Here is a 24843-nt window from a genome sequence, read left to right on the forward strand (position 1 = left end):
GCTCGTCAGCGGGAAGCAAGCTTCCCCTGTTACCGCTCGACTTGCATGTGTTAGGCCTGCCGCCAGCGTTCAATCTGAGCCATGATCAAACTCTTCAATTAAAAGTAGCTTGATGCTCAAAGAATGTTTACTGTCGCCTGATTTCCGAAGAAACCAGATTACCTATTAGTTCATATATATGAATTAACGTGTTAGTCACTCTTCAAGACTTAAAATCAAATATTTTTTTGATAGTGTCCTGTGAGTGCCCACACAGATTGTCTGATAAATTGTTAAAGAGCGTTGCGACATTTCTTTTGGAAATTCGACTCAGTTTTTATTAACTTAGGTCGTTGTCGCGAGGTGACGTATATTACGTTTTTTATTTAGAAAGTCAAGCGTTTATTTTCAACTTTTTCTTTCTCACCTCTGTTATCACAAGGCTTCGAGGTTTTCTTCGAGCCGGTTTATCGTGACAACGGATGCGCATTATAGGGAGGTATTAGAATTACACAACCTTTTTTTTAAAAAAAAATGCCGTTTGGGGATAAAATCATCACTCTGTGTTTTTTAGCTTCATTATGGTTATAAAAAAAGCTAATTTCTGCCTATAATTCTACTTTAATGAAACTTGTTAGATACTCCCATTGTTGATGAACTAACTATTTTAGTTTCTAACCTTTATATTGATATTTTTAATGGTCATAGAAATGAACAAACTTTTACGCCCTTATCTAGGAATATCCCCTTCTGTCGAACCAAGTGTCTTTATTGACCCTTCCGCAGTTGTGATTGGAGATGTACGTTTAGCTAATGATGTCAGTATTTGGCCACTTTCAGTTTTACGTGGTGACGTAAATTATATATCTATCGGCGCAAGGACTAACATTCAGGATGGTTGTGTTTTGCATGTTACTCATAAATCAAGCAGCAATCCTACTGGTAACCCGCTAATCATTGGCGAAGATGTCACCGTAGGTCATAAAGTGATGCTACATGGCTGTACTATAGGAAATAGAGTGCTAGTTGGAATGGGCTCAATTATCATTGATGGGGCTATCATCGAAGATGATGTCGTTATTGGTGCTAACAGTTTAGTGACTCAAGGGAAAAGACTCGAATCTGGCTACTTATATACGGGAAGCCCAGCAAAAGCCATCCGAAAATTGACTGATGCTGAGTTAGGCCATTTACGTTATTCAGCAAACAACTATGTCGAATGGAAAAACAACTATTTAGCCTCTGATAATACGTAAAGCCCATGTGCGCCATCGTGGCCTTGTTCAATCAAGGCTTCAAACTCTTCTTCTATATCCCATCGATGCTGCTGAAATAACCTCAGAGGAGTTTCTTCTTTACCATAGCGTTGAAACAATAATGACTGAGGAACTGCACATTCAGCAAGCATTCCGCTAATCAATACAGGAAAACGTACTTGCTTGGATAATTCATCCCACTCTTCTCTATCAGGAAATTGAATTTGCTGGTTCACCCTTTCAATTCCTTATATAAAGCAGATAGAACTGGCGTAATTTCAGGGAGAACACCATGCCATAGCTTAAAAGAAAATGCAGCTTGCCCTACAAGCATACCAAGGCCATCCGCTATTTTTGTCACCTGATGTTCACATGCAAAAGATAAAAATGGCGTCAATGTAGATTGATAAAACATATCGTAACAAGCAACTTGTTTGGTAAATATCAGTGAGTTTATTGTCGGGATATCACCACTTACACCCGATGAAGTTGCATTAATAATTAGATCAAAATCAGGAGAGGTGATCTGTTCGATCTGCATCCCTTTTATGTTACCTAGTGAAGAAAACTCATTAACTAATGTTTCTACTTTGGCATACGTTCTATTCGTTAGAGTAATGTTACATCCATATTCCAAGAGGGGGAGTAGCGCTCCCCGAGTTGCCCCACCAGCTCCGATCATTAGTATCTTGCTATTCGGATGAATAAATTCTAAGCGTTGGAGGTCTAACAATAGGCCCATGCCATCGGTATTATCACCAAGCAGGCGGTTATCATCTAACTTCATCACAGTATTAACTGCGCCACAGGCTTGGGCTCTTTCCGTTAACTCAGAAACAAGCTGATATGCCCTTTCTTTAAATGGCAAAGTAATGTTTGCACCTTTCCCCCCCTGAGAAAAAAATTCGGCTAAACTGAGCTCAAAGTTATCTACAGGCGCTAAAATTTTTTCGTATTCAAGTAGTATACCTGTTTGCTCCGCAAACATTTTATGTATAGATGGTGATTTACTATGTTGAATCGGGTTACCAAAAACCGCAAACATTTCCATGAACATTACCCTTTACGATACAATTGACCCGTTTTAGCATCCCTAATTTCAGATGGGTTTTGGCGACCGCCAACCACCCCATCCAAAACAGGAATACTTTTGTTGAATTGAGCAATAACCTCATTTGTTGTTCTACATGGCTCTAGCCCACTTAAATTAGCGCTTGTAGACACCAACGGTTTACCATATTCACGACATAATTTTTTTACTAACTCGTGAGTAGTAACCCTCACCGCTAAAGTATCAAATTGGCCAGTTAACCACTTTGGTGTAGAGGCTTTCGCGGGTATCACCCAGGTTACAGGGCCCGGCCAAGTTGCGAACATCGCTTGCTTTTGCTCTTCCGTGAGTTGTTTATCATCAACATAGTCTTTTAATTGTTCGTAACTATCAGCAATCAGAATTAAACCTTTCTCCCAAGGGCGTTGCTTTAGTTCTAATAACTTGTTGACTGCATTTTCGTTATCAGGGTCGCAACCTAATCCAAAAACAGCTTCCGTTGGATAGGCAATAACTTCCCCTTTTTGTAATGAAACAATAATACTTTCAATTGCAGGTGTAGATTTATTTGGCATAGTTTTAACTCGTTATTCTTCTTGTTGCTTACCGCAACGTTTACTGGCACAAAATAATCTTACTCCTTGTCCCCCCTTTTTTTCCATCAATAATGGATATTCACAATACAAACATTTACCAGTCACAGGTTTATTATTTAATATAAACTGACAGTTAGGGTAATTATCACAAGCATAAAAAGTCTTCCCAAAACGCGATTTTCTTTGCAATAAATTTCCTTTTTGGCATTGTGGGCATGGAATTTTAGTTTCATCCGGCTTATCAATTAGCTCAATATGTTCACACTCAGGGTAGTTACTACAACCTATGAACATGCCAAATCGGCCTTGTTTCAGCACTAAATCATGACCACATTTCGGACAAGATTGCCCGTCTAAAACTTTAATGATATGGCTTTCCACCATTGCCCTAAGTGGACGCATATAATTGCACTGAGGATAACTTGAGCAACCTAAAAAAGGGCCGTGTGTACTATTACGGATCACCAATATAGAGTTACATTCTGGGCAATATTCATTTTTTTCTGTATCAAAAGGCAGCTGTTTCGACATATCATTCTCTACTTTCTTTAGCCGATAAAGCTAAGTTAATCTAATATACCCACCAGCACTTGAGCAAATCACTCCATTAATTTCCATTTCAGTTAAAATAGAAATCACTTGAGTGATTGGGACTTGTGTTTGTTCTGCAATCACATCAACTGGTGTAGGTTTGTACCCCACCATACCTAAAATTTTATTTTCTACCACATTAAACTCAAGTGGGTTTTCATTTATAGGTAACTCCGTTTGAATCCAATTTAACCCATCAACTAAATGCTGCAAAACATCATTTGGTTCTATTAATAAATAAGCCCCCTGTTGTAATAACCAATGATTCCCTCCAAACGCAGGGTTACCTAATGGAGCAGGTAATGTAAAAAGATCACGATTTTGTTCAATTGCATATCGCGCTGTTATTAATGAACCACTTTTCATACCTGCCTCTATCACAACAACTGCTTTACTTAACCCACTAATGATACGATTTCGCTGCGGAAACTGCTTGGGTAATGGGGGAGTGCTAGGCCAGTATTCGGAAATTAGTGCCCCATTCATTTTAATATGCTCAGCTAACCCATAATGTTGTTTTGGATAAATATTTTCTAGACCACTTCCCAGAACTGCGATGGTTTTACCATCATTGTCAAGCGCAGCTTTGTGGCTTATTCCATCAATACCGATTGCGAGTCCACTCGTGATAGTCACCCCATGCTGCACAAAGTCTTTAGTAAATATATTGGTCCATTTTCGACCATATTCGCTAGCTTGCCGGCTACCAATTAAAGCAACCTGTGGCGTTGCTAACAATTCACTTTGCCCTACCACAAAAAGTAATAGGGGAGGACGATAAATTTGCTTTAAGAGATGTGGGTAATTAGGGTCAAGATAAGTAATTAATTGATGATTTTGATTAGCGAGCCATTTTTGTACTTTTTCGATTCGATTCATTGGAACATGAAGAAATTGCAATTGCTGCATCTCATTCAGACCACTGTCTCGTAAGGCTTGATGACTAACCTTATCTAACAGGGTTAACTCATTAACTATTTTTACTGCACGCTGAGGTAATAGCTTTTTTACCTGTGACATTCTCAGCCAGATTTCTTGAGTATTCATTTTGTCATCCTGACTAAATTAGTAAATAGGTTCTTCAGTGAACAAATGATAACCAATACTGTCAATATGACGGAGAAATGTCTAGAATAGTCATTAATTCCCATTCACTTTTTGGAAACTGCTCGAAAAATTTATGTCAGTCTTAAACGTGTTACATTACCCAGACGAACGCTTACGCACAATTGCTAAGCCGGTCGAAAAAGTTGATGCCTCTATTCAGCGCATCGTTGATGATATGTTCGATACCATGTATGAAGAAGAAGGTATTGGGCTCGCAGCAACACAAGTCGATATCCACCAGCGTATTATTGTTATTGATGTTTCTGAAACCCGTGATGAACGTCTAGTACTTATTAACCCTGAATTATTAGATAAATCAGGAGAAACTGGTATCGAAGAGGGTTGTCTTTCTATTCCTGAACAGCATGGGTTTGTGCCGCGAGCAGAGCAAGTAAAAGTTAAGGCTTTAGATTACAACGGAGAGTCTTTTGAGCTTGAAGCGGATGGTTTATTAGCTATTTGTATCCAACATGAAATGGATCACCTTGTTGGTAAGCTGTTTGTTGATTATTTATCCCCTTTAAAACGTCAACGCATCCGCCAAAAAGTTGAAAAACTGGATAGACAAAGAGCAAAAGAGGCTAAAAAATAGCTAGCTTGGTAACTATAAACAGGGAAATTAACGTGTCAGAACCATTAAAAATTATCTTTGCGGGTACTCCGGATTTTGCTGCTAAACATTTAGCCGCGCTTTTAGAAACGAATCACCAAATTGTTGGTGTACTTACTCGCCACGATAAACCTGCGGGTAGAGGGAAAAAACTAACACCAAGTCCGGTTAAAGTTCTAGCTGAAGAGCACCAACTTCCTGTTTTTCAACCTGTATCGCTTCGAGATGCTGAAAATCAACAATGGATCAAAGAAAGAAACGCAGACCTAATGATCGTCGTTGCCTATGGGTTAATTCTGCCACAAGCTGTTTTAGATATTCCTCGTTTAGGCTGCCTAAATGTTCACGGCTCTTTACTACCTCGTTGGCGAGGAGCTGCTCCTATTCAACGTTCTATTTGGGCAGGTGATGCTGAAACGGGCGTCACTATTATGCAAATGGATGCAGGTTTAGACACAGGTGATATGCTTTATAAGGCAATTTGCCCGATTACCCCCCACGATACAAGTGCTACATTGTATGAAAAGCTAGCGATAACTGGCCCACAAGCATTGATCCATACCGTAGATATGTTGTCGTTAGGCCAATGTGTCCCAGAAAAGCAGGATGATTCGCTGGCTAATTATGCCGAAAAATTATCTAAGGAAGAAGCGCGTATTGATTGGCAACAAGATGCCAGCCACATCGAACGCTGTATCCGCGCATTTAACCCTTGGCCTATGAGTCATTTTACGGTTGAAGAGCAGCTAATCAAAGTATGGCAAGCTGAAGTAATCTCTGGGACTCACAATAAACAGCCAGGAACAATCATTAGCGCCGATAAAAAAGGGATAAGCATTGCCACGGGTAATGGCATACTGAATATCACTCAGTTACAACCACCAGGCAAAAAAGCAATGAGTGCGCAAGATATACTAAACTCCCGTCGTGAATGGTTTACTCCAGAGCAAATTCTAGATTAATAAATCTGTAAACTGCCTGATATCATCAGGCAGTTTTATTTTAGCAACTACAAAGTTCATCTTCTTTTATGAAAAATACATATAATTTGCGAAGTATCGCAGCAACAGCAATCAGTCAAGTTCTTGATAATGGACAATCCTTAAATACTGTGTTGCCCGATTTACAACGCAATATCAATGATAAAGATAAAGCACTATTACAAGAGATTTGTTTTGGTGTCTTACGTTACTTACCTAAACTAGAATGGTTCATTGGCCAGCTTATGGAAAAACCATTAACAGGTAAGCAAAGAGCGCTTCACTACCTCATCATGGTGGGTATTTATCAACTTCTTTATACTCGAATTCCGGCGCATGCCGCATTGGCGGAAACAGTCAATGGCGCTGTTGCCTTAAAACGCCCACAACTAAAAGGGCTGGTTAATGGGGTTTTGCGTTCATTCCAGCGCCAACAAACACAATTAGAAGAACGCATTGCTAACAACAGTAGCCAGTATTTACATCCGAGTTGGTTATTGAAACGCATACAAAATGCCTATCCTGATGAATGGCAATCAATCACAGATGCAAATAACCAACGCCCACCTATGTGGTTAAGGGTCAACTCTCAGCACCATACCGCAACTCAATATCTTGATTTACTCAAACAGGCTGACATAGCTGCGGATGTACATGCCACGCATACCAGTGCTATTCGTTTGCATGAACCAACCGCAGTTTCTAAACTACCGGGCTTTGAAGAAGGTTGGTGTACAGTGCAAGATGTGTCCGCTCAAGGTTGTGCTGAACTATTACAACCCCAAGATGGTGAAAGCATCCTAGATTTATGTGCAGCACCTGGTGGGAAAACAACACATATTTTAGAGTTAGCGCCAAAAGCGAAAGTACTCGCGGTCGATATTGATGATGCTCGCCTTAAAAGGGTAAAAGAAAATCTAACACGGCTACAACAACATGCAACAGTTGTTCAAGGTGATGGTACTCAACCAGAAAAATGGGCGAAAGAACAGCAATTTGACCGCATTTTACTAGATGCACCTTGCTCTGCAACCGGTGTAATAAGGCGCCATCCTGATATTAAATGGCTACGCCGTGATACTGATATCAATGAACTTGCACAGCTACAGGCTCAAATACTTGAAGCTATTTGGCCTTATTTAAAACCAGGCGGGACTTTGCTATATGCGACTTGTTCAATTATGCCTGAAGAAAACAGCCAGCAAATAGAAAATTTCCTAACTAAGCATACTGATGCATGCCTAAATGATGGAACCAAATTAGGGTTACAAATATTGCCAACTACCGATGGTGGTGATGGCTTTTTTTATGCACGCTTAATAAAAAAAGTACAATAATAAGTCGTTAATTACCTGATATAGGAATATGCAATGAAGATCATTATTCTAGGCGCTGGGCAAGTTGGTGGGACACTTGCTGAAAATTTAGTTGATGAGAACAATGATATTACAGTAGTTGATACAGACGGAGATCGCCTACGTCAGCTACAAGATCAGTTTGATCTGCGTGTCGTTAATGGCCATGGTTCTCATCCTAGAGTCCTTCGTGATGCTGGAGCCGAAGACGCAGACATGCTAGTTGCCGTCACTAACTCTGACGAAACAAATATGATTGCTTGCCAAATTGCATATAGCCTATTTAATACACCTAATAAAATTGCTCGTATTAGGGCAACCGAATATATTCGTGAAGCGGATAAGCTCTTTCTACCTGAACAGATCCCTATTGATTATTTGATATCGCCAGAGCAGTTAGTGATAGATTACATTTATAAATTAATCCAATATCCAGGTGCGCTCCAGGTCGTTAATTTTGCGGAAGGTAAAGTCAGCATTGTGGCAGTAAAAGCCTATTATGGGGGATCACTTGTAGGCAACGCCTTATCCAGTTTACGTGAACACATGCCTCATATCGATACTCGTGTCGTGGCAATATTTCGTCAAGACAGACCAATCCGCCCACAAGGCTCAACTATTATTGAAGCGGGTGATGAGGTATTTTTCGTCGCTTCAACACAACATATCAGAGCAGTCATGAGTGAACTACAAAGACTGGAAAAACCTTATAAACGTTTAATGATTGTTGGCGGTGGTAATGTTGGTGCAGGTTTAGCTAGAAGGCTTGAAAAAGACTACAGTGTAAAATTAATTGAGCGAAACCAACAACGTGCAACAGAACTTGCTGAGTTATTGCATGATACTATCGTTTTTTATGGTGATGCATCTGATCAAGAGTTACTAACGGAAGAACACATTGAACAGATGGATGTATTTATTGCTCTTACAAATGACGATGAAGCTAATATTATGTCTGCCATGCTAGCAAAAAAAATGGGCGCTAAAAAAGCAATGGTACTTATTCAACGCTCAGCTTATGTTGAACTTGTGCAAGGTGGGGTTATTGATATTGCAATTTCACCACAGCAAGCGACAATTTCAGCTTTATTAAGTCATGTGAGAAAAGCCGATATCGTGAATGTTTCATCATTAAGAAGAGGTGTTGCTGAAGCAATCGAAGCAATTGCACACGGCGATGAGAATACATCTAAAGTTGTTGGTAAAAAAATATCAGAGATTAAACTTCCGCCAGGTACAATTATTGGGGCAATAGTTCGCGAAGAAGAAGTAATTATTGCTAGCGATTACCATATTATTGAACAAGGCGACCATGTCATCATGTTTATTACAGATAAAAAACATGTCCCTGATGTTGAAAAACTATTCCAGCCAAGTCCATTCTTTTTATAAAAAATAAAAATGTATAAATATTTGTAGCTTATTAATTCTAGCGACTATAATTTGTTAACCTAATACACATTTTGTTTCAATTAAGGTATTTATTAAGGGGTCGTCGAATGAGCTTTTTAAAAGATTTCCGTGAATTTGCCATGAAAGGCAATGTAGTAGATATGGCTGTCGGTATTATTATTGGTGCTGCTTTCGGTAAAATTGTATCTTCTCTAGTTGCTGATGTCATCATGCCTCCACTAGGTTTAATCATCGGAGGTGTTGATTTCAAATCATTTAGTATTGTTCTAAAAGAAGCGCAAGGTGACTTACCAGCCGTAGTACTTAATTATGGGATGTTTTTACAAACTGTATTTGACTTTATTATTGTCGCCTTTGCTATTTTTATGGCAATTAAAGCAATGAATAAAGTTCGCCGTGCAAAAGAAGCTGCTCCAGCTGAGCCTGCACCACCATCAACTGAAGAAGTCTTATTATCAGAAATTCGTGATTTATTAAAAGAACAGAATAAAAAATAACTAAAAGGCCAGTGGTAATAAGTAAATAAACCTATTACCACTGGCCTCCCAGTTACCTGCCTTATTATTTTTCCCTTTTCTTGTATAACTTCCTTTACCTTTTTTATTTTTCTCAACTCTTTGACGAAATAATGGGTCATGAAGTAATGCTACAATTGCATTATCTTTAATCTCACCACGCTTATGTTGATATTTACTCATGATATACCTTCATATAATTAGTGGGTTTTATATCCTTAATAAACTTTAGAAGCACCTTTTTCTAAAATCTCCATAATTGAACAATAGGTTGTTGCATGTTCCTCACCACAACATGCTGAACTAAGCATCTTCAGTGAATCGCGCATAATAATAAGCTCTTGTATTTTTTTTTCAACTTCTAGTAACCTAACATCAACAATTTGCTTGGATTCTTGGCATGTATGATGTTCCGGATCAACTCTTATTGAAAGTAACTCTGCAATAGCATCCAAAGTAAACCCTAACTGTTTTGCATAGCGAATAAAGCGTAATCGCTGCAAATCCTGTTCTGTAAATAGCCGATAGCCACCTTCAGTTCTTATTTTATGTCCCATCAAACCTTGTTTCTCATAAAAACGGATGGTGTCTGGAGTGACATCAGCTAATTTAGCTATTTCGCCAATCTTATACATACTCATGAACGCTTACCTATAAATAAGGGTTAACAACAAAAAATTCAAGAGCACAAAATCTGCTTTGGAAAAGTAAGAATAGCAGGTACAAAAAAACCGGGCAATATACCCGGTTTTCTTGAAAGCGACGACAGATTACTCTGCTGCTGCTTCTTGAGACTCAACAGCACGGTCAACAAGCTCGATGTAAGCCATCGGAGCATTGTCACCTGTGCGGTAGCCACACTTAAGAATACGAGTGTAACCACCTGCACGAGCTGCGAAACGAGGTCCCAGTTCATTAAATAATTTTGCAACGATCTCGTTATCACGAGTACGTGCGAATGCCAGACGACGATTAGCTACGCTGTCGGTCTTGGCAAGAGTAATCAGCGGCTCAACGACGCGACGCAGTTCTTTCGCTTTAGGCAGAGTCGTCTTGATGATCTCATGACGAACTAAAGAACCAGCCATGTTACGGAACATAGCTTGGCGGTGGCTGCTGTTGCGGTTCAATTGACGACCACTCTTACGATGGCGCATGACCTTATCCTTCTCAGTAAAACCTTAACCTGTGATCTTAATCATCAGCAATACTTGCTGGTGGCCAATTTTCTAAGCGCATGCCCAGAGAAAGACCACGAGATGCCAAGACGTCCTTAATTTCAGTAAGAGATTTCTTACCGAGGTTAGGCGTTTTAAGCAACTCAACTTCTGTACGCTGTACCAGATCACCGATGTAGTGGATAGCTTCTGCTTTGAGGCAGTTAGCAGAGCGGACAGTCAATTCCAGATCGTCAACTGGGCGCAGTAAGATAGGATCGAATTCTGGCTTCTCTTCTTTAACTTCCGGTTGACGTACATCACGTAAATCAACGAATGCTTCAAGTTGTTCAGCTAGAATGGTCGCTGCACGGCGAATCGCCTCTTCAGGATCGATTGTACCGTTAGTTTCCATTTCAATAACTAACTTATCCAAGTCCGTACGTTGCTCAACACGAGCTGCTTCAACATTATAGGCAATACGCTCTACTGGGCTGTAGCAAGCATCGACTAACAAACGACCGATTGGGCGCTCATCTTCTTCCGAATGAACTCGGGCAGAAGCCGGCACATAACCACGACCACGCTGTACTTTAATTCGCATATTAATAGATGCGCTTTCGTCAGTCAGGTGGCAGATGATGTGCTGTGGCTTGACGATTTCGACATCACCATCATGGATGATGTCGGCTGCAGTCACAGGGCCAATGCCAGATTTATTCAAGGTTAAAATAACTTCATCTTTCCCCTGAACTTTTACCGCCAGCCCTTTCAGGTTGAGGAGAATCTCCAGGATATCTTCCTGTACACCTTCTTTGGTGCTGTACTCATGCAGTACACCATCAATCTCAACCTCTGTCACCGCACAACCCGGCATAGACGAAAGCAGAATACGGCGCAGTGCGTTACCAAGAGTATGGCCAAAGCCACGCTCTAAAGGCTCAAGGGTCACCTTAGCGTGCGTCGAACTCACTTGCTCGATATCTACCAGGCGCGGTTTTAGAAACTCTGTCACAGAACCCTGCATTGTGTCCTCTCTTTGGTGCTAAGCTTTACTTGGAGTAAAGCTCGACGATCAGGTGTTCGTTAATGTCCGCAGACAAGTCAGTACGTTCAGGAATACGTTTGAACACACCTTCCATTTTAGCAGCATCAACTTCCAGCCAAGTTGGCTTCTCACGCTGTTCAGCCAGCTCTAAAGCAGCCTTAATACGAGACTGTTTTTTAGCTTTCTCACGAACGCTGATAACGTCATTCGGGGAAACCTGATAAGAAGCGATATTAACTACGCGACCATTTACCATGATAGCCTTATGGCTAACCATTTGACGTGCTTCTGCGCGAGTTGCGCCAAAGCCCATACGGTAAACTACGTTATCAAGACGGCCTTCCAGCAAAGTCAACAGGTTTTCACCTGTGTTGCCTTTCAGACGTGTTGCTTCTTTATAATAGTTACGGAATTGACGCTCCAGAACACCGTAGATACGACGAACTTTTTGTTTTTCACGTAACTGAACACCATAGTCAGACAGACGCGGTTTACGCGCTCCGTGCTGGCCTGGTGCCTGTTCTAATTTACACTTGGTGTCAATCGCGCGAACACCAGACTTCAGAAAGAGGTCTGTTCCTTCGCGACGGCTCAGCTTGAGCTTAGGACCCAAATATCTAGCCATTTTCTTTCTCCAACAGTCCTAAAAAACGATACGTATTAAACGCGACGTTTTTTCGGTGGGCGACAACCGTTATGAGGGATAGGAGTCACATCAGTAATATTAGTGATGCGAAAACCTGCGGCGTTCAGAGCACGAATTGTTGATTCGCGACCCGGACCCGGTCCCTTAACCATAACTTCCAAGTTTTTAATTCCGTATTCTTTCACAGCTTCTGCGCAACGCTCTGCTGCAACCTGAGCTGCAAACGGAGTGGATTTGCGAGAACCACGGAAACCGGAACCACCGGCAGTTGCCCAACCTAATGCGTTACCTTGACGATCAGTAATAGTAACGATTGTGTTGTTGAAAGAAGCATGGATATGAGCCACACCGTCTGAGACTTGTTTTCTTACACGCTTACGTGCACGAATTGGTGCCTTTGCCATTATTCAGTACCCCGACTTATTTCTTGATCGGCTTACGCGGACCCTTGCGGGTACGAGCGTTAGTCTTAGTACGCTGTCCGCGCACAGGAAGACCACGACGATGACGTAAACCACGGTAACAACCAAGGTCCATTAGACGCTTGATGCTCAGGGTAATTTCACGACGTAGGTCACCTTCTACAACATACTTGGCAACTTCGTCACGCAGCTTGTCGATTTGTTCTTCAGACAGTTCACTGATCTTAACATTTTCAGCAATACCAGTTGCTTCACAGATAGCCTGTGAACGTGTTTTGCCGATTCCGAAAATCGATGTTAAAGCGATTACGGTATGTTTATGATCAGGAATGTTAATGCCTGCTATACGGGCCACTATGCACTCCTAAGTTAAAATATACATTACTGTGCTGAAAAGCCCGTTTTCAGGATACTCAAACAATAATGTATCTTAGATAAAAAAGATTGGCTGGCTAATTTAGCCAGCTCAACCCAACTTTGCAAGAAAAAAATGCTTTTTCTTAGCCTTGACGTTGTTTATGTCTTGGCTCAACACTACAAATTACACGAACGCTACCATTGCGACGGATAACTTTGCAGTTACGGCATAATTTCTTGACGGAAGCACGAACTTTCATTTTTACTCTCCGTAACTTCTAAGCAAACCATAATCACACAGAGTGATTATTTACCTTTCAGGTTTGCTTTCTTCAATGCAGACTCATACTGACTTGACATCATCAGAGTTTGCACTTGAGCCATAAAGTCCATGATAACAACAACCACGATTAAGAGGGAAGTACCACCAAAGTAAAAAGGTACTTTCATTGCGTCACGCATGAACTCCGGGATTAGGCAGATGAAGGTAATATATAATGCGCCAACTAATGTCAAGCGAGTCATTACCTTATCAATGTACTTGGCCGTTTGCTCTCCCGGACGAATTCCTGGTACAAATGCACCGGACTTCTTCAGGTTATCTGCTGTTTCTCTTGGGTTGAAAACCAACGCCGTATAGAAGAAACAGAAGAAGATGATCGCAGATGCATAAAGCAACACATATAACGGTTGACCAGGCTGCAAATACATAGAAATAGTCGTCAGCCAGTCCCAGCCAGTTCCATCACCAAACCAAGAAGCTATTGTACCCGGGAATAGTATGATACTGGAAGCAAAAATTGCAGGAATTACACCCGCCATATTCACTTTTAACGGTAAATGTGTACTTTGTGCTGCATAAACACGGCGCCCCTGCTGACGTTTAGCGTAATTAACGACAATACGACGTTGACCACGTTCCATAAACACAACAAAGAAAGTAACCGCGAATACTAATACTGCAACCAACAGCAACAGGAGGAAGTGCAGGTCGCCTTGCCGAGCTTGCTCGATGGTATGGCCAATAGCCGGCGGTAACCCCGCAACAATACCAGCGAAGATAATGATAGAGATACCGTTACCAATACCTCTTTCAGTTATCTGTTCACCTAACCACATTAAGAACATTGTCCCTGTGACTAAGCTAACAACAGCCGTAAAGTAGAATGGAAGACCCGGATCAATAACCAATCCTTGCATCCCTGGCATATTCGGTAGACCCATTGCAATACCAATAGATTGGAATATTGCTAATACCAGAGTACCCCAACGAGTATATTGGCTTATCTTCCGACGACCTGCTTCTCCTTCCTTCTTAATCTCTGCTAATCGTGGATTAACCACAGATAATAATTGGATGATGATCGACGCCGAAATATACGGCATGATCCCCAAAGCAAAGATAGAAGCACGGCTAAGAGCACCACCAGAGAACATGTTAAACATTTCAATGATGGTGCCTTGTTGCTGTTCGAGCAATTTGGCAAGCACAGTGGCATCAATACCAGGGATTGGAATAAAAGAACCAATTCGGAATACAATTAGCGCACCAATTACAAACAAAAGTCTGCGTTTAAGTTCGCCAGTTCCACCCTTGGCACTTTGAAAATCTAATCCTGGTTGTTTAGCCATCTGTCACTTATTCCTCAATTTTACCGCCGGCAGCTTCGATTGCAGCGCGAGCACCTTTAGTAACACGAAGGCCACGTACAGTAACTGCACGGTTCACTTCGCCAGACAGAATAACTTTCGCATATTCAATCTGGATGCCAACAACGTTCGCGGCTTTCAGTGCGTTCAGATCAATAACATCGCCTTCAACAGCAGCAAAATCAGACAGACGAATCTCTGCAGTGATCATTGCTTTACGTGAAGTGAAGCCGAATTTCGGCAGACGACGATATAAAGGCATCTGGCCGCCTTCGAAACCACGACGTACGCCACCGCCAGAACGAGATTTCTGACCTTTGTGACCACGGCCGCCGGTTTTACCCAGACCAGAACCGATACCACGACCTACGCGTTTAGGCGCGTGCTTGGCACCTTCAGCCGGAGACAGAGTATTTAAACGCATCTCTTACTCCTCAACTTTAACCATGTAGGAAACCAAGTTGACCATACCACGTACAGCAGGAGTATCCTCGCGCTCTACTGTATGACCAATGCGACGCAGACCTAAACCGACCAGTGTTGCCTTATGCTTAGGCAGACGACCGATTGAACTGCGAACTTGTGTAATTTTAATAGTCTTAGCCATGGCCGATTACCCCAGAATTTCTTCGACGGATTTTCCACGCTTAGCTGCGACCATTTCTGGAGACTTCATGCTGTCTAAAGCATCCAGTGTTGCACGAACCACGTTGATTGGGTTTGTGGAACCGTAGGTTTTAGCCAGTACGTTGCGAACTCCAGCTACTTCTAAAACAGCACGCATTGCACCGCCGGCAATGATACCGGTACCTTCGTGAGCAGGTTGCATAAACACACGAGAACCAGTGTGTGTACCTTTCACAGGGTGGAACAATGTGCCGTTGTTTAGAGCAACGGTTTTCATACTGCGACGGGCTTTTTCCATCGCTTTCTGGATTGCTGCCGGAACTTCGCGCGCTTTGCCGTAGCCAAAACCAACGCGACCGTTACCATCACCAACTACAGTTAGTGCGGTAAAGCTGAAAATACGGCCACCTTTAACGGTTTTTGCTACGCGGTTTACCGCGATCAGCTTTTCCTGCAGTTCGCCAGCTTGTTTCTCGATGTGAGCCATCTTACACCTCTACCTTAGAACTGAAGGCCAGCTTCACGGGCAGCATCTGCCAGTGCCTGGACTCTACCATGATATTGGAAACCAGAACGGTCAAAAGCAACAACTTTGATGCCTTTTTCCAGTGCGCGTTCTGCAACTAATTTACCAACAATTGCTGCTGCGTCTTTGTTTCCAGTAAACTTAACTTGTTCATTGATAGCTTTTTCTGTAGTAGAAGCTGCAACCAATGTTTCAGAACCGTTCGGTGCGATAACCTGCGCATAAATATGGCGTGGAGTACGATGTACCACCAGGCGAGTCGCACCCAACTCTTGGATCTTACGGCGTGCGCGGGTCGCACGACGGATACGAGCTGCTTTCTTATCCATAGTGTTACCTTACTTCTTCTTAGCCTCTTTGGTACGCACGATTTCATCGGCGTAACGAACACCTTTACCTTTATAAGGTTCAGGACGACGGTAAGCACGCAGTTCTGCTGCAACTTGGCCAATCACTTGCTTATCCGCACCTTTCAGTACGATTTCAGTTTGTGTTGGACATTCAGCAGTAATGCCTGCTGGCAGTGCGTGTTCAACCGGATGCGAGAAACCTAAAGACAAGCTTACAGCATTGCCTTTGATTGCTGCACGGTAACCAACACCGACCAGTTGAAGCTTTTTAGTGAAGCCATCGGTAACACCAACAACCATTGCATTACACAGTGAACGAGTAGTACCCGCTTGTGCCCATGCATCCGCGAAACCTTCGCGTGGTGCGAAAGTCAGCTGATTGTCTTCGTTTTTAACTTCAACTGCATTATGGATAGTACGACTAAGCTCGCCGTTTTTACCCTTAATCGAAATAACCTGACCGTTGAGTTTTACCTCTACGCCGGCAGGAATGACGACGGGTGCTTTTGCCACACGAGACATTCTTTCCTCCCGAATTAAGCTACGTAGCAGAGAATCTCGCCACCAAGACCAGCTTGGCGAGCTGCACGATCAGTCATGACACCTTTAGAGGTAGAAATAACAGCGATACCTAACCCAGCCATAACTTGTGGTAGCTCATCTTTTTTCTTATAGATGCGCAGGCTTGGGCGGCTTACACGCTGAATGCTTTCTACGACAGCCTTACCTTGGAAATAACGTAAAGTCAGTTCCAATTCTGGCTTGATGTCGCCTTCAATTTTAAAATCTTCGATATAACCTTCTTCCTTCAGCACTTTGGCAATTGCCACTTTCAGCTTGGAGGAAGGCATGGTGACCGCAACTTTGTTCGCGGCCTGACCGTTACGGATACGGGTCAGCATATCCGCGATGGGATCTTGCATGCTCATCTGTCTTTACTCCCGTGATTCAAATGGAATTACCAACTTGCCTTTTTAAGGCCCGGGATTTCACCGCGCATTGCGGCTTCACGGACTTTAATACGGCTCAGACCAAACTTCCGCAGGAAACCATGCGGACGCCCTGTTTGACGGCAGCGGTTACGCTGACGAGAAGGACTTGAATCACGTGGCAGTGTTTGCAGCTTGAGAACAGCGTCCCAGCGATCTTCATCGGATGCTTTAACATCAGAGATGATAGCTTTCAATTCTACGCGTTTTGCGAAGAACTTCTCAGCTAATTTAGCACGTTTAACATCACGCGCTTTCATAGATTTCTTAGCCATGAGTACCCTGCCTTACTTGCGGAACGGGAAGTTGAACGCTGCTAACAGTGCGCGACCTTCGTCATCTGATTTCGCAGTAGTGGTAATAGTAATATCTAAACCACGTACGCGATCCACTTTATCGTAATCGATTTCAGGGAAGATGATTTGTTCACGAACACCCATGCTGTAGTTACCGCGACCATCGAAAGACTTAGCGGGCAAGCCACGGAAGTCACGAATACGTGGTACAGCAATAGAAATCAGACGCTCAAGGAACTCCCACATGCGTTCGCCACGCAGGGTTACTTTACAGCCGATTGGATAGCCCTGACGGATTTTGAAGCCTGCAACAGATTTGCGTGCTTTGGTGATCAAAGGTTTTTGACCTGAGATCGCTGTTAAATCAGCTGCTGCGTTATCCAGCAGTTTTTTATCAGCAATCGCTTCACCAACACCCATATTCAGGGTGATCTTCTCGACCCGAGGGACTTGCATGACAGAAGTGTAGTTAAACTCAGTCATGAGTTTATTAACTACTTCGTCTTTATAGTAATCATGCAGTTTCGCCATCGTATACTCCAAAAATTACTTGATAGTTTCACTGTTAGATTTGAAGAAACGGACTTTTTTGCCGTCTTCGAATCTAAAGCCTACACGGTCAGCCTTACCGGTTGCCGCGTTAAAGATTGCAACGTTAGAAACTTGAATAGCCGCTTCTTTTTCAACGATGCCACCTGGTTGGTTCAGAGCCGGTACAGGCTTCTGATGTTTTTTAACCAGATTGATACCTTCAACGATAACTTTACCAGAAGAAATAACCTGCTTTACTTTACCGCGCTTACCTTTGTCTTTCCCAGTTAGCACGATAACTTCGTCATCACGACGGATTTTCGCTGCCATAGTTCGCTCCTTAGAGTACTTCAGGTGCCAGAGAGATAATTTTCATAAACTTCTCGTTACGAAGTTCACGAGTTACCGGCCCAAAAATACGCGTACCGATTACTTGCTCGCTGTTGTTATTTAATAACACACAAGCATTACCATCGAAGCGAATGACAGAACCGTCAGGGCGACGTACACCCTTCTTGGTGCGCACCACTACCGCTTTCAGGACATCACCCTTTTTAACTTTACCGCGTGGAATTGCTTCTTTAACGGTAATTTTAATGATGTCGCCGACATGTGCATAGCGACGGTGCGAGCCACCTAGAACCTTGATACACATTACGCGACGTGCACCGGAGTTGTCGGCCACGTTCAGCATAGTCTGTTCTTGGATCATTTTAGTGCTCCGCTAAATGTCAACTACTACTGAGCCACCTCATTATGAAGAGGCCGTTCAAATATACCCATACTACGAGGGCGCGGCATTATAACACCACATCATCGAGTTGGACAGAAAAAAATAAACGGCTCAATCAAATAAGAGCCGTTTATTCATCAGAAAAGTCTATTCTATTACAGAACAGCTTTTTCTACAACGCGAACTAAGGCCCAAGACTTAGTCTTAGACAGTGGACGAGTTTCGCGGATTTCTACCACGTCACCGATTCCACATTCATTGTTCTCGTCATGTACGTGCAATTTAGTCGTACGACGGATGAATTTACCATACAGAGGGTGTTTCACCATACGCTCGATAGCAACAACAATAGATTTCTCCATTTTATCGCTAACTACACGACCTTGCAGAGTACGGATTTTATCGCTCATTACGCACCTGCCTTCTCAGTCAGTAAAGTCTTCACACGTGCGATATCACGACGCACTTGTTTCAACAGATGAGACTGTTGTAGCTGACCACTTGCAGCCTGCATACGTAAATTAAATTGTTCACGTAACAAGTTCAAAAGTTCAGCATTCAGCTCTTCAACGCTTTTTTCGCGCAGCTCTTGTGCTTTCATTACATCACCGTCTTAGTTACAAAGGTGGTTTTGATAGGCAGTTTCGCTGCTGCCAGAGAGAATGCCTCACGAGCCAGCTCTTCAGGCACACCGTCCATTTCGTATAAAACTTTACCAGGCTGGATTAAGGCAACCCAATATTCTACGTTACCTTTACCTTTACCCATACGAACTTCGAGTGGTTTCTCAGTGATTGGTTTGTCTGGGAACACACGGATCCAGATTTTACCTTGACGCTTAATAGCACGGGTCATAGCACGACGTGCCGCTTCGATCTGACGTGCAGTCAGACGACCACGGCCAACAGCTTTAAGACCGAAAGTGCCGAAGCTAACATCCGTACCTTGCGCTAGACCACGGTTGCGGCCTTTGTGCACCTTACGGAATTTTGTACGCTTTGGTTGTAACATCAGCGACTCTCCTTACTTGCGGCCTTTACGCTGCTGCTTTTTAGGTTGAGCAGCTGGTTTCTCAGCTTGTTCAACAGCAGCCATACCACCCAGAATCTCACCTTTGAAGATCCATACCTTAACGCCGAGAACACCGTAAGTGGTGTGCGCTTCTGAAGTGTTGTAATCGATATCAGCACGTAATGTGTGCAGTGGCACACGGCCTTCACGATACCACTCGGTACGAGCGATTTCAGCACCGCCTAAACGGCCACTGACTTCAACTTTAATACCTTTAGCGCCCAGACGCATTGCGTTCTGTACTGCACGCTTCATAGCACGACGGAACATAACACGACGTTCCAGCTGTGAAGAAATGCTGTCAGCAACTAATTTTGCGTCCAGTTCTGGTTTACGAACTTCGGCGATATTGATTTGCGCAGGAACACCAGCGATATCCGCTACTGTTTTACGCAGTTTTTCAACGTCTTCACCTTTCTTACCGATAACGATACCTGGGCGAGCAGTGTGAATAGTCACACGGATGCTTTTCGCAGGACGTTCGATAACGATGCGAGAGATTGACGCTTTTGCCAATTCTTTATTTAAGTACTGGCGTACTTTAAAATCGCTGTCTAGGTTGTCAGCGAATTCATTGGTATTCGCATACCAAGTAGAGTTCCAAGGTTTGACAATACCCAGGCGAATACCATTAGGATGTACTTTCTGACCCATTGCTAGTCTCCAGAGTCTCAGCGATCGGACACAACCACTGTAATGTGGCTGGTGCGCTTAAGAATACGATCTGCACGGCCTTTCGCACGCGGCATGATGCGTTTCATAGTTGGACCTTCGTCTACGAATATTTTCGCAACTTTCAGGTCATCAATGTCAGCGCCATCGTTTTGCTCTGCGTTAGCAATTGCAGATTCAAGTACTTTCTTCACTAAACCAGCAGCTTTCTTGTTGGTGTAGGTCAGAATTTCCAGAGCTTGCGACACTTTCTTACCGCGAATCAGGTCGGCAACTAAGCGAACCTTCTGGGCAGAAGAACGAGCGTGGCGATGCATAGCTAAAGTTTCCATCTCTTCCTCCTATCCTTAACGTTTCTTAGCTTTCTTATCTGCCGCGTGGCCGCGATAAGTGCGAGTCGGTGCGAATTCACCCAGTTTGTGACCAACCATTTCGTCGGTTACGAAAACTGGAACATGCTGACGACCATTATGGACAGCGATGGTCAATCCGATCATATTAGGAAAGATCGTTGAACGACGGGACCAAGTCTTGAGAGGCTTCTTGTCTCCGCTTTCCACCGCTTTCTCTACCTTCTTCAGCAAGTGCAGGTCAATAAAAGGACCTTTCTTGAGAGAACGTGGCATGGCTTATCCTCTAATTATTTTTTAGAACGATGACGTACGATGAATTGATCAGTACGCTTGTTGCTACGAGTTTTCTTACCTTTGGTTTGAACGCCCCAAGGTGTTACAGGGTGTTTACCAAAGTTACGGCCTTCACCACCACCATGTGGATGGTCTACTGGGTTCATCGCAGTACCGCGAACGGTAGGACGAATACCACGCCAGCGACTAGCACCAGCTTTACCGAGAACACGTAACATATGTTCAGCGTTACCAACTTCACCTAAGGTTGCACGGCAATCAGCTAAAACTTTACGCATTTCACCAGAACGCAGACGTAAGGTGACATAAGCACCATCACGAGCAACGATTTGAGCGTAAGTACCTGCTGAACGCGCTAACTGTCCACCTTTACCTGGTTTCAGTTCGATATTATGAACTGTAGAACCAACAGGGATGTTGCGCATAGGCAGTGCGTTACCAGCTTTGATTGCTGAATCAACACCAGATTGAATCTGGTCGCCAGCTTTCAGGCCTTTTGGTGCAAGAATATAACGACGTTCACCGTCTTTATATAGTACCAGTGCAATGTTCGCAGAACGATTTGGATCATATTCCAAACGCTCAACAACCGCAGGGATACCGTCTTTGTTGCGTTTAAAATCAACTAAACGATAATGCTGCTTATGGCCACCACCGATATGACGGGTAGTGATACGGCCATTGTTGTTACGACCACCGGATTTGCTGTTTTTTTCTAACAGCGGAGCATAAGGTTTTCCCTTATGCAGCTCAGGGTTAACCACTTTAACAACGTGGCGACGGCCCGGAGACGTAGGTTTACATTTAACAACTGCCATTGTTCTTTACTCCTCCGACTTACTCTGCGCCGCTAACGAAGTCCAGATTCTGGCCTTCTTTCAGCGTAACGTAAGCTTTTTTCCAGTCACTGCGGCGACCGGAACGCTGACCGTGGCGTTTAGTTTTGCCTTTAACCAGCAAAGTGTTAACACCTTCAACTTCGACTTCAAACAGTTTCTGTACAGCAGCTTTGATTTCTGCTTTAGTCGCGTCTTTCGCAACTTTGAGAACGATGGTATTGCTTTTTTCCATCGCTGTAGAAGCTTTTTCAGATACATGCGGCGCGCGCAGTACTTTTAGCAGACGTTCTTCACGGATCATGCCAGCATCTCCTCAACTTGCTTCACAGCATCAGCAGTCATAACCACTTTGTCGAAGGCGATCAGGCTTACTGGGTCGATACCAGCTGCATCACGAACGTCAACCTTGTACAGGTTGCGCGCTGCTAAAAACAGATTTTCATCTAATTCAGCAGTGATGATCAGCACATCTTCCAGAGCCATATCTTTCAGTTTCTGTGCCAGCAGCTTAGTTTTAGGCGCTTCTACAGAGAACTTCTCGACAACGATCAGACGATCTTGACGTACCAATTCAGACAGGATGCTTTTTAAAGCACCACGGTACATCTTCTTATTAACTTTTTGACTGTGGTCCTGTGGTTTAGCTGCAAAGCTAACACCACCAGAGCGCCAAATCGGGCTCTTTACTGAACCAGCACGTGCACGACCAGTGCCTTTTTGACGCCATGGTTTTTTACCTGAACCAGAAACTTCAGCACGAGTTTTCTGAGCACGAGTACCTTGACGAGCACCAGCTGCATATGCAACAACTACTTGGTGAACAAGCGCTTCATTGAAATCACGCCCGAAGGTAGTTTCGGAAACAGTCAGCGCGCTTTGCGCGTCTTTCATTACCAATTCCATTCCTATCTCCTCGACGTTAAGCCTTGACAGCCGGTTTTACGATCAGGTTGCTACCAGTTGCTCCTGGAACAGCACCTTTGACCAGCAGCAGGTTGCGCTCAGCGTCAACACGTACTACATCTAAGCTTTGAACAGTTACACGTTCATTACCTAGTTGGCCTGCCATTTTCTTGCCTTTAAACACTTTGCCCGGAGTCTGGTTCTGACCGATAGAACCCGGAACACGGTGAGACAAGGAGTTACCGTGAGTAGCATCTTGAGTACGGAAATTCCAGCGCTTAACTGTGCCGGCAAAACCTTTACCTTTAGATGTACCAGTAACGTCGACTTTTTTAACGTCAGCGAAAATTTCAACGCTAATGCTTTGACCTGCTGCAAACTCAGTACCTTCTTCAGTACGGAATTCACGCAGAATACGGCCAGCTTCAACGCCAGCTTTAGCGAAATGACCTGCTTCAGGTTTAGTTACACGGTTAGCTTTTTTGCTACCAGTAGTAACCTGAATTGCATTATAACCGTCAGTTTCTGCAGTTTTAACCTGAGTAACACGGTTATTTTCAATTTCGATAACAGTTACAGGGATAGAAACACCATCTTCAGTGAAGATACGCGTCATTCCCACTTTCTTACCGACTAAACCAATCATTGTTTCAACCTCTCAATCGTTCGACGACCTGATTAACCCAGGCTGATCTGCACGTCAACGCCGGCAGCCAGGTCCAGACGCATCAGAGCATCAACGGTCTTTTCGGTTGGCTCAACGATGTCAACCAGACGCTTGTGAGTGCGAATTTCGTACTGATCACGCGCATCTTTGTTAACGTGCGGAGAGATCAGAACGGTAAAACGCTCTTTACGTGTCGGCAGCGGGATAGGACCACGTACTTGCGCACCAGTGCGCTTAGCAGTCTCTACGATTTCCGCAGTTGATTGATCGATTAAACGATGATCAAAAGCTTTCAGGCGGATACGGATTCTTTGGTTCTGCATGAGACCAGAGCTCCAACTATTTATAAACGTAAAATGATTACTCCTCGTACCCATTTCGATTGATGGGAGAGTGTAATCGTTCTTGATGTAACTCCCAAATCGGGAGTATTGTCTAAATGAGTAACAAATCGTTAACTCAATACTGAGATTTCAGTCCTAAAATATAGGGCTTACTCATCAGTAAGCCCGCGCATTATACGTAAATTATCGCTAAACGCAAGCAATCGGGGAAAATATGTGCGAATTTTTTTAAGGTGGTCGCTGAGCGCTGGTATTAAAAAAGCCCTCAATGTTGAAAACTCAATTATTGAGGGCTTTTATTAACTATAATTTTTTAGTTAAACAATGTTATTGAGCATTACTCTTCTTTGATTTGTGCTTGAAGGTAGTTCTGTAGTCCTATACGAGTGATCAACTCAAGTTGCGTTTCAATCCAATCAATATGGTTTTCTTCGTCTGCTAAAATTTCAATCATTAAATCACGACTGACGTAATCATGAACAGAGTCCGCATATTTGATAGCTTCTTTTAGATTTTTTGCACCGTCTATCTCAAGTTGTAGGTCTGATTTCAGCATCTCTTCAACATCTTCACCAATATTTAACTTGCCAAGATCTTGTAAATTAGGGATACCTTCGAGGAAAAGAATACGCTCGATGTATTTATCGGCATGTTTCATTTCATCAATTGATTCATGGTATTCCATCTCATTGAGACGAGTTAGCCCCCAATTTTTGAACATACGGGCATGTAAAAAATATTGGTTAATTGCAACTAGTTCATTGCCCAATAATTTATTTAAATGGGCTATCATTTTTTTATCGCCTTTCATGTGTACCCTCCATCGCTTCCAGTATTTTAAGTGTAGTACTGAAATAGATAGCTGGGTAATATTTATACGACGATTTAAATGAAAAGTTAGTAATTTAATTCTTA

The 24843-nt window shown here is 43.0% G+C and carries 42 protein-coding genes and 1 rRNA gene; 6 read left to right on the plus strand and 37 right to left on the minus strand.

All coding sequences use genetic code 11. The features are described 5' to 3' along the window. Positions 1-101, minus strand: a 16S ribosomal RNA gene (locus tag ACHB7C_RS20250); the annotation flags it as partial. Positions 102-689: 588 nt separating this feature from the next. On the opposite strand from ACHB7C_RS20250, the gene ACHB7C_RS20255 reads away from it, so the two are divergent. Next, entirely contained in the window at positions 690-1235 is a 546-nt protein-coding gene (locus tag ACHB7C_RS20255) for a gamma carbonic anhydrase family protein (protein WP_042847528.1), read from the plus strand. Here ACHB7C_RS20255 and ACHB7C_RS20260 read toward each other — a convergent pair. From ACHB7C_RS20260 to dprA, 5 genes are read right to left on the minus strand one after another with little or no spacing between them, the layout of a single operon-like run. Continuing rightward, positions 1211-1471 carry a DUF1488 domain-containing protein gene (locus ACHB7C_RS20260; RefSeq protein WP_042847529.1) on the minus strand — a complete coding sequence of 87 codons (261 nt, stop codon included), beginning with the start codon at positions 1469-1471 and terminating at the stop codon, positions 1211-1213. The two genes, ACHB7C_RS20255 and ACHB7C_RS20260, sit on opposite strands and share 25 nt — an antisense overlap. Next, a complete protein-coding gene (aroE, locus tag ACHB7C_RS20265) occupies positions 1468-2286 on the minus strand; it encodes a shikimate dehydrogenase (RefSeq protein WP_042847530.1) in 819 nt (272 codons plus the stop codon). Before aroE ends, ACHB7C_RS20260 begins: the two co-directional genes overlap by 4 nt. A 5-nt stretch (positions 2287-2291) precedes the next feature. Further along, positions 2292-2861 carry an L-threonylcarbamoyladenylate synthase type 1 TsaC gene (gene tsaC / locus ACHB7C_RS20270; RefSeq protein WP_048605774.1) on the minus strand — a complete coding sequence of 190 codons (570 nt, stop codon included), beginning with the start codon at positions 2859-2861 and terminating at the stop codon, positions 2292-2294. 12 nt (positions 2862-2873) lie between these two features. Next, complete coding sequence (locus tag ACHB7C_RS20275; protein WP_042847532.1) at positions 2874-3413, minus strand: type I DNA topoisomerase; 540 nt, start codon at positions 3411-3413, stop codon at positions 2874-2876. A gap of 30 nt (positions 3414-3443) precedes the next feature. Beyond that, on the minus strand, positions 3444-4520 hold the full coding sequence (gene dprA / locus ACHB7C_RS20280) for a DNA-processing protein DprA (RefSeq protein ID WP_129467306.1): 1077 nt from the start codon (positions 4518-4520) through the stop codon (positions 3444-3446). 133 nt (positions 4521-4653) lie between these two features. Between dprA and def the strand changes: the two genes are divergently transcribed. The 5 genes from def (at position 4654) to mscL (ending at position 9435) form a co-directional block, all read left to right on the plus strand. Beyond that, on the plus strand, positions 4654-5172 hold the full coding sequence (gene def / locus ACHB7C_RS20285) for a peptide deformylase (RefSeq protein ID WP_129467307.1): 519 nt from the start codon (positions 4654-4656) through the stop codon (positions 5170-5172). A gap of 32 nt (positions 5173-5204) precedes the next feature. Next, a complete protein-coding gene (fmt, locus tag ACHB7C_RS20290; RefSeq protein WP_129467308.1) occupies positions 5205-6152 on the plus strand; it encodes a methionyl-tRNA formyltransferase in 948 nt (315 codons plus the stop codon). Positions 6153-6220: 68 nt separating this feature from the next. After that, positions 6221-7507 (plus strand): 16S rRNA (cytosine(967)-C(5))-methyltransferase RsmB, encoded by a 1287-nt coding sequence (gene rsmB / locus ACHB7C_RS20295; RefSeq protein WP_166686087.1) that lies wholly within the window; start codon positions 6221-6223, stop codon positions 7505-7507. 33 nt (positions 7508-7540) lie between these two features. Beyond that, complete coding sequence (gene trkA / locus ACHB7C_RS20300) at positions 7541-8917, plus strand: Trk system potassium transporter TrkA (protein WP_042847541.1); 1377 nt, start codon at positions 7541-7543, stop codon at positions 8915-8917. Between the two features lie 107 nt (positions 8918-9024). Beyond that, positions 9025-9435, plus strand: coding sequence for a large-conductance mechanosensitive channel protein MscL (mscL, locus tag ACHB7C_RS20305; RefSeq protein WP_042847544.1), 411 nt, complete (start codon positions 9025-9027; stop codon positions 9433-9435). Here mscL and ACHB7C_RS20310 read toward each other — a convergent pair whose 3' ends face one another. The 31 genes from ACHB7C_RS20310 to bfr form a co-directional block, all read right to left on the minus strand. Beyond that, entirely contained in the window at positions 9436-9636 is a 201-nt protein-coding gene (locus tag ACHB7C_RS20310; protein ID WP_042847548.1) for an alternative ribosome-rescue factor A, read from the minus strand. Between the two features lie 35 nt (positions 9637-9671). After that, complete coding sequence (gene zntR, locus ACHB7C_RS20315; protein ID WP_042847794.1) at positions 9672-10088, minus strand: Zn(2+)-responsive transcriptional regulator; 417 nt, start codon at positions 10086-10088, stop codon at positions 9672-9674. A gap of 135 nt (positions 10089-10223) precedes the next feature. Further along, positions 10224-10610: a 50S ribosomal protein L17 gene (gene rplQ, locus ACHB7C_RS20320; RefSeq protein ID WP_004907152.1), complete on the minus strand. Its 387-nt coding sequence runs from the start codon at positions 10608-10610 to the stop codon at positions 10224-10226. Between the two features lie 37 nt (positions 10611-10647). Next, complete coding sequence (locus ACHB7C_RS20325) at positions 10648-11637, minus strand: DNA-directed RNA polymerase subunit alpha (protein ID WP_004265491.1); 990 nt, start codon at positions 11635-11637, stop codon at positions 10648-10650. 25 nt (positions 11638-11662) lie between these two features. Further along, complete coding sequence (gene rpsD / locus ACHB7C_RS20330) at positions 11663-12283, minus strand: 30S ribosomal protein S4 (RefSeq protein ID WP_004265487.1); 621 nt, start codon at positions 12281-12283, stop codon at positions 11663-11665. A 35-nt stretch (positions 12284-12318) separates the two neighbouring features. Further along, positions 12319-12708, minus strand: coding sequence for a 30S ribosomal protein S11 (gene rpsK, locus ACHB7C_RS20335; protein WP_002919257.1), 390 nt, complete (start codon positions 12706-12708; stop codon positions 12319-12321). 16 nt (positions 12709-12724) lie between these two features. Continuing rightward, positions 12725-13081 (minus strand): 30S ribosomal protein S13, encoded by a 357-nt coding sequence (gene rpsM / locus ACHB7C_RS20340; protein WP_004907144.1) that lies wholly within the window; start codon positions 13079-13081, stop codon positions 12725-12727. 145 nt (positions 13082-13226) lie between these two features. Continuing rightward, complete coding sequence (gene rpmJ / locus ACHB7C_RS20345; RefSeq protein WP_071548716.1) at positions 13227-13343, minus strand: 50S ribosomal protein L36; 117 nt, start codon at positions 13341-13343, stop codon at positions 13227-13229. A gap of 46 nt (positions 13344-13389) precedes the next feature. Continuing rightward, complete coding sequence (secY, locus tag ACHB7C_RS20350) at positions 13390-14715, minus strand: preprotein translocase subunit SecY (RefSeq protein ID WP_042847554.1); 1326 nt, start codon at positions 14713-14715, stop codon at positions 13390-13392. Positions 14716-14722: 7 nt separating this feature from the next. Continuing rightward, positions 14723-15157 carry a 50S ribosomal protein L15 gene (gene rplO, locus ACHB7C_RS20355; RefSeq protein ID WP_004265478.1) on the minus strand — a complete coding sequence of 145 codons (435 nt, stop codon included), beginning with the start codon at positions 15155-15157 and terminating at the stop codon, positions 14723-14725. Positions 15158-15160: 3 nt separating this feature from the next. Beyond that, entirely contained in the window at positions 15161-15340 is a 180-nt protein-coding gene (gene rpmD / locus ACHB7C_RS20360; RefSeq protein ID WP_004265475.1) for a 50S ribosomal protein L30, read from the minus strand. A 6-nt stretch (positions 15341-15346) separates the two neighbouring features. Next, positions 15347-15847 carry a 30S ribosomal protein S5 gene (gene rpsE / locus ACHB7C_RS20365; protein ID WP_004265471.1) on the minus strand — a complete coding sequence of 167 codons (501 nt, stop codon included), beginning with the start codon at positions 15845-15847 and terminating at the stop codon, positions 15347-15349. Between the two features lie 14 nt (positions 15848-15861). Continuing rightward, positions 15862-16215, minus strand: coding sequence for a 50S ribosomal protein L18 (rplR, locus tag ACHB7C_RS20370; protein ID WP_042847557.1), 354 nt, complete (start codon positions 16213-16215; stop codon positions 15862-15864). A gap of 9 nt (positions 16216-16224) precedes the next feature. Further along, positions 16225-16758 carry a 50S ribosomal protein L6 gene (gene rplF, locus ACHB7C_RS20375; RefSeq protein ID WP_042847560.1) on the minus strand — a complete coding sequence of 178 codons (534 nt, stop codon included), beginning with the start codon at positions 16756-16758 and terminating at the stop codon, positions 16225-16227. Between the two features lie 14 nt (positions 16759-16772). Then, positions 16773-17165 (minus strand): 30S ribosomal protein S8, encoded by a 393-nt coding sequence (gene rpsH, locus ACHB7C_RS20380; RefSeq protein ID WP_042847562.1) that lies wholly within the window; start codon positions 17163-17165, stop codon positions 16773-16775. A 29-nt stretch (positions 17166-17194) separates the two neighbouring features. Then, on the minus strand, positions 17195-17500 hold the full coding sequence (gene rpsN, locus ACHB7C_RS20385; RefSeq protein WP_004265458.1) for a 30S ribosomal protein S14: 306 nt from the start codon (positions 17498-17500) through the stop codon (positions 17195-17197). Between the two features lie 12 nt (positions 17501-17512). Then, the gene (gene rplE, locus ACHB7C_RS20390; protein ID WP_006816328.1) at positions 17513-18052 is read right to left on the minus strand and encodes a 50S ribosomal protein L5; all 540 of its coding nucleotides are present in this window, start codon (positions 18050-18052) and stop codon (positions 17513-17515) included. Between the two features lie 15 nt (positions 18053-18067). Next, positions 18068-18382, minus strand: a complete 315-nt coding sequence (rplX, locus tag ACHB7C_RS20395; RefSeq protein WP_042847564.1) for a 50S ribosomal protein L24 — start codon at positions 18380-18382, stop codon at positions 18068-18070. 10 nt (positions 18383-18392) lie between these two features. Beyond that, on the minus strand, positions 18393-18764 hold the full coding sequence (gene rplN, locus ACHB7C_RS20400) for a 50S ribosomal protein L14 (RefSeq protein WP_004265449.1): 372 nt from the start codon (positions 18762-18764) through the stop codon (positions 18393-18395). 176 nt (positions 18765-18940) lie between these two features. Next, positions 18941-19195: a 30S ribosomal protein S17 gene (gene rpsQ / locus ACHB7C_RS20405; protein ID WP_042847566.1), complete on the minus strand. Its 255-nt coding sequence runs from the start codon at positions 19193-19195 to the stop codon at positions 18941-18943. Further along, on the minus strand, positions 19195-19386 hold the full coding sequence (rpmC, locus tag ACHB7C_RS20410) for a 50S ribosomal protein L29 (protein ID WP_004265442.1): 192 nt from the start codon (positions 19384-19386) through the stop codon (positions 19195-19197). The genes rpsQ and rpmC overlap by 1 nt, the downstream gene beginning before the upstream one ends. Further along, positions 19386-19796: a 50S ribosomal protein L16 gene (gene rplP / locus ACHB7C_RS20415; protein ID WP_004265436.1), complete on the minus strand. Its 411-nt coding sequence runs from the start codon at positions 19794-19796 to the stop codon at positions 19386-19388. The genes rpmC and rplP overlap by 1 nt, the downstream gene beginning before the upstream one ends. A gap of 12 nt (positions 19797-19808) precedes the next feature. Further along, positions 19809-20510, minus strand: a complete 702-nt coding sequence (gene rpsC, locus ACHB7C_RS20420; RefSeq protein WP_004907131.1) for a 30S ribosomal protein S3 — start codon at positions 20508-20510, stop codon at positions 19809-19811. 17 nt (positions 20511-20527) lie between these two features. Beyond that, positions 20528-20860: a 50S ribosomal protein L22 gene (gene rplV / locus ACHB7C_RS20425; RefSeq protein ID WP_004265430.1), complete on the minus strand. Its 333-nt coding sequence runs from the start codon at positions 20858-20860 to the stop codon at positions 20528-20530. Positions 20861-20875: 15 nt separating this feature from the next. Beyond that, positions 20876-21154 carry a 30S ribosomal protein S19 gene (gene rpsS, locus ACHB7C_RS20430; protein ID WP_004265426.1) on the minus strand — a complete coding sequence of 93 codons (279 nt, stop codon included), beginning with the start codon at positions 21152-21154 and terminating at the stop codon, positions 20876-20878. A gap of 14 nt (positions 21155-21168) precedes the next feature. Beyond that, complete coding sequence (gene rplB / locus ACHB7C_RS20435) at positions 21169-21993, minus strand: 50S ribosomal protein L2 (RefSeq protein WP_006657016.1); 825 nt, start codon at positions 21991-21993, stop codon at positions 21169-21171. Positions 21994-22012: 19 nt separating this feature from the next. Further along, positions 22013-22315 carry a 50S ribosomal protein L23 gene (gene rplW / locus ACHB7C_RS20440; protein ID WP_042847569.1) on the minus strand — a complete coding sequence of 101 codons (303 nt, stop codon included), beginning with the start codon at positions 22313-22315 and terminating at the stop codon, positions 22013-22015. Next, complete coding sequence (gene rplD, locus ACHB7C_RS20445; protein WP_042847571.1) at positions 22312-22917, minus strand: 50S ribosomal protein L4; 606 nt, start codon at positions 22915-22917, stop codon at positions 22312-22314. Before rplD ends, rplW begins: the two co-directional genes overlap by 4 nt. Positions 22918-22933: 16 nt before the next feature. Then, the gene (rplC, locus tag ACHB7C_RS20450) at positions 22934-23563 is read right to left on the minus strand and encodes a 50S ribosomal protein L3 (protein WP_042847572.1); all 630 of its coding nucleotides are present in this window, start codon (positions 23561-23563) and stop codon (positions 22934-22936) included. Between the two features lie 32 nt (positions 23564-23595). Continuing rightward, on the minus strand, positions 23596-23907 hold the full coding sequence (rpsJ, locus tag ACHB7C_RS20455; protein ID WP_001181005.1) for a 30S ribosomal protein S10: 312 nt from the start codon (positions 23905-23907) through the stop codon (positions 23596-23598). Between the two features lie 358 nt (positions 23908-24265). Then, the gene (bfr, locus tag ACHB7C_RS20460; RefSeq protein WP_042847575.1) at positions 24266-24739 is read right to left on the minus strand and encodes a bacterioferritin; all 474 of its coding nucleotides are present in this window, start codon (positions 24737-24739) and stop codon (positions 24266-24268) included. Between the last annotated feature and the right edge of the window lie 104 nt (positions 24740-24843).

This window comes from Providencia sp. 2024EL-00732 (assembly GCF_044006275.1).
GTDB classification, from domain to species: domain Bacteria; phylum Pseudomonadota; class Gammaproteobacteria; order Enterobacterales; family Enterobacteriaceae; genus Providencia; species Providencia huashanensis.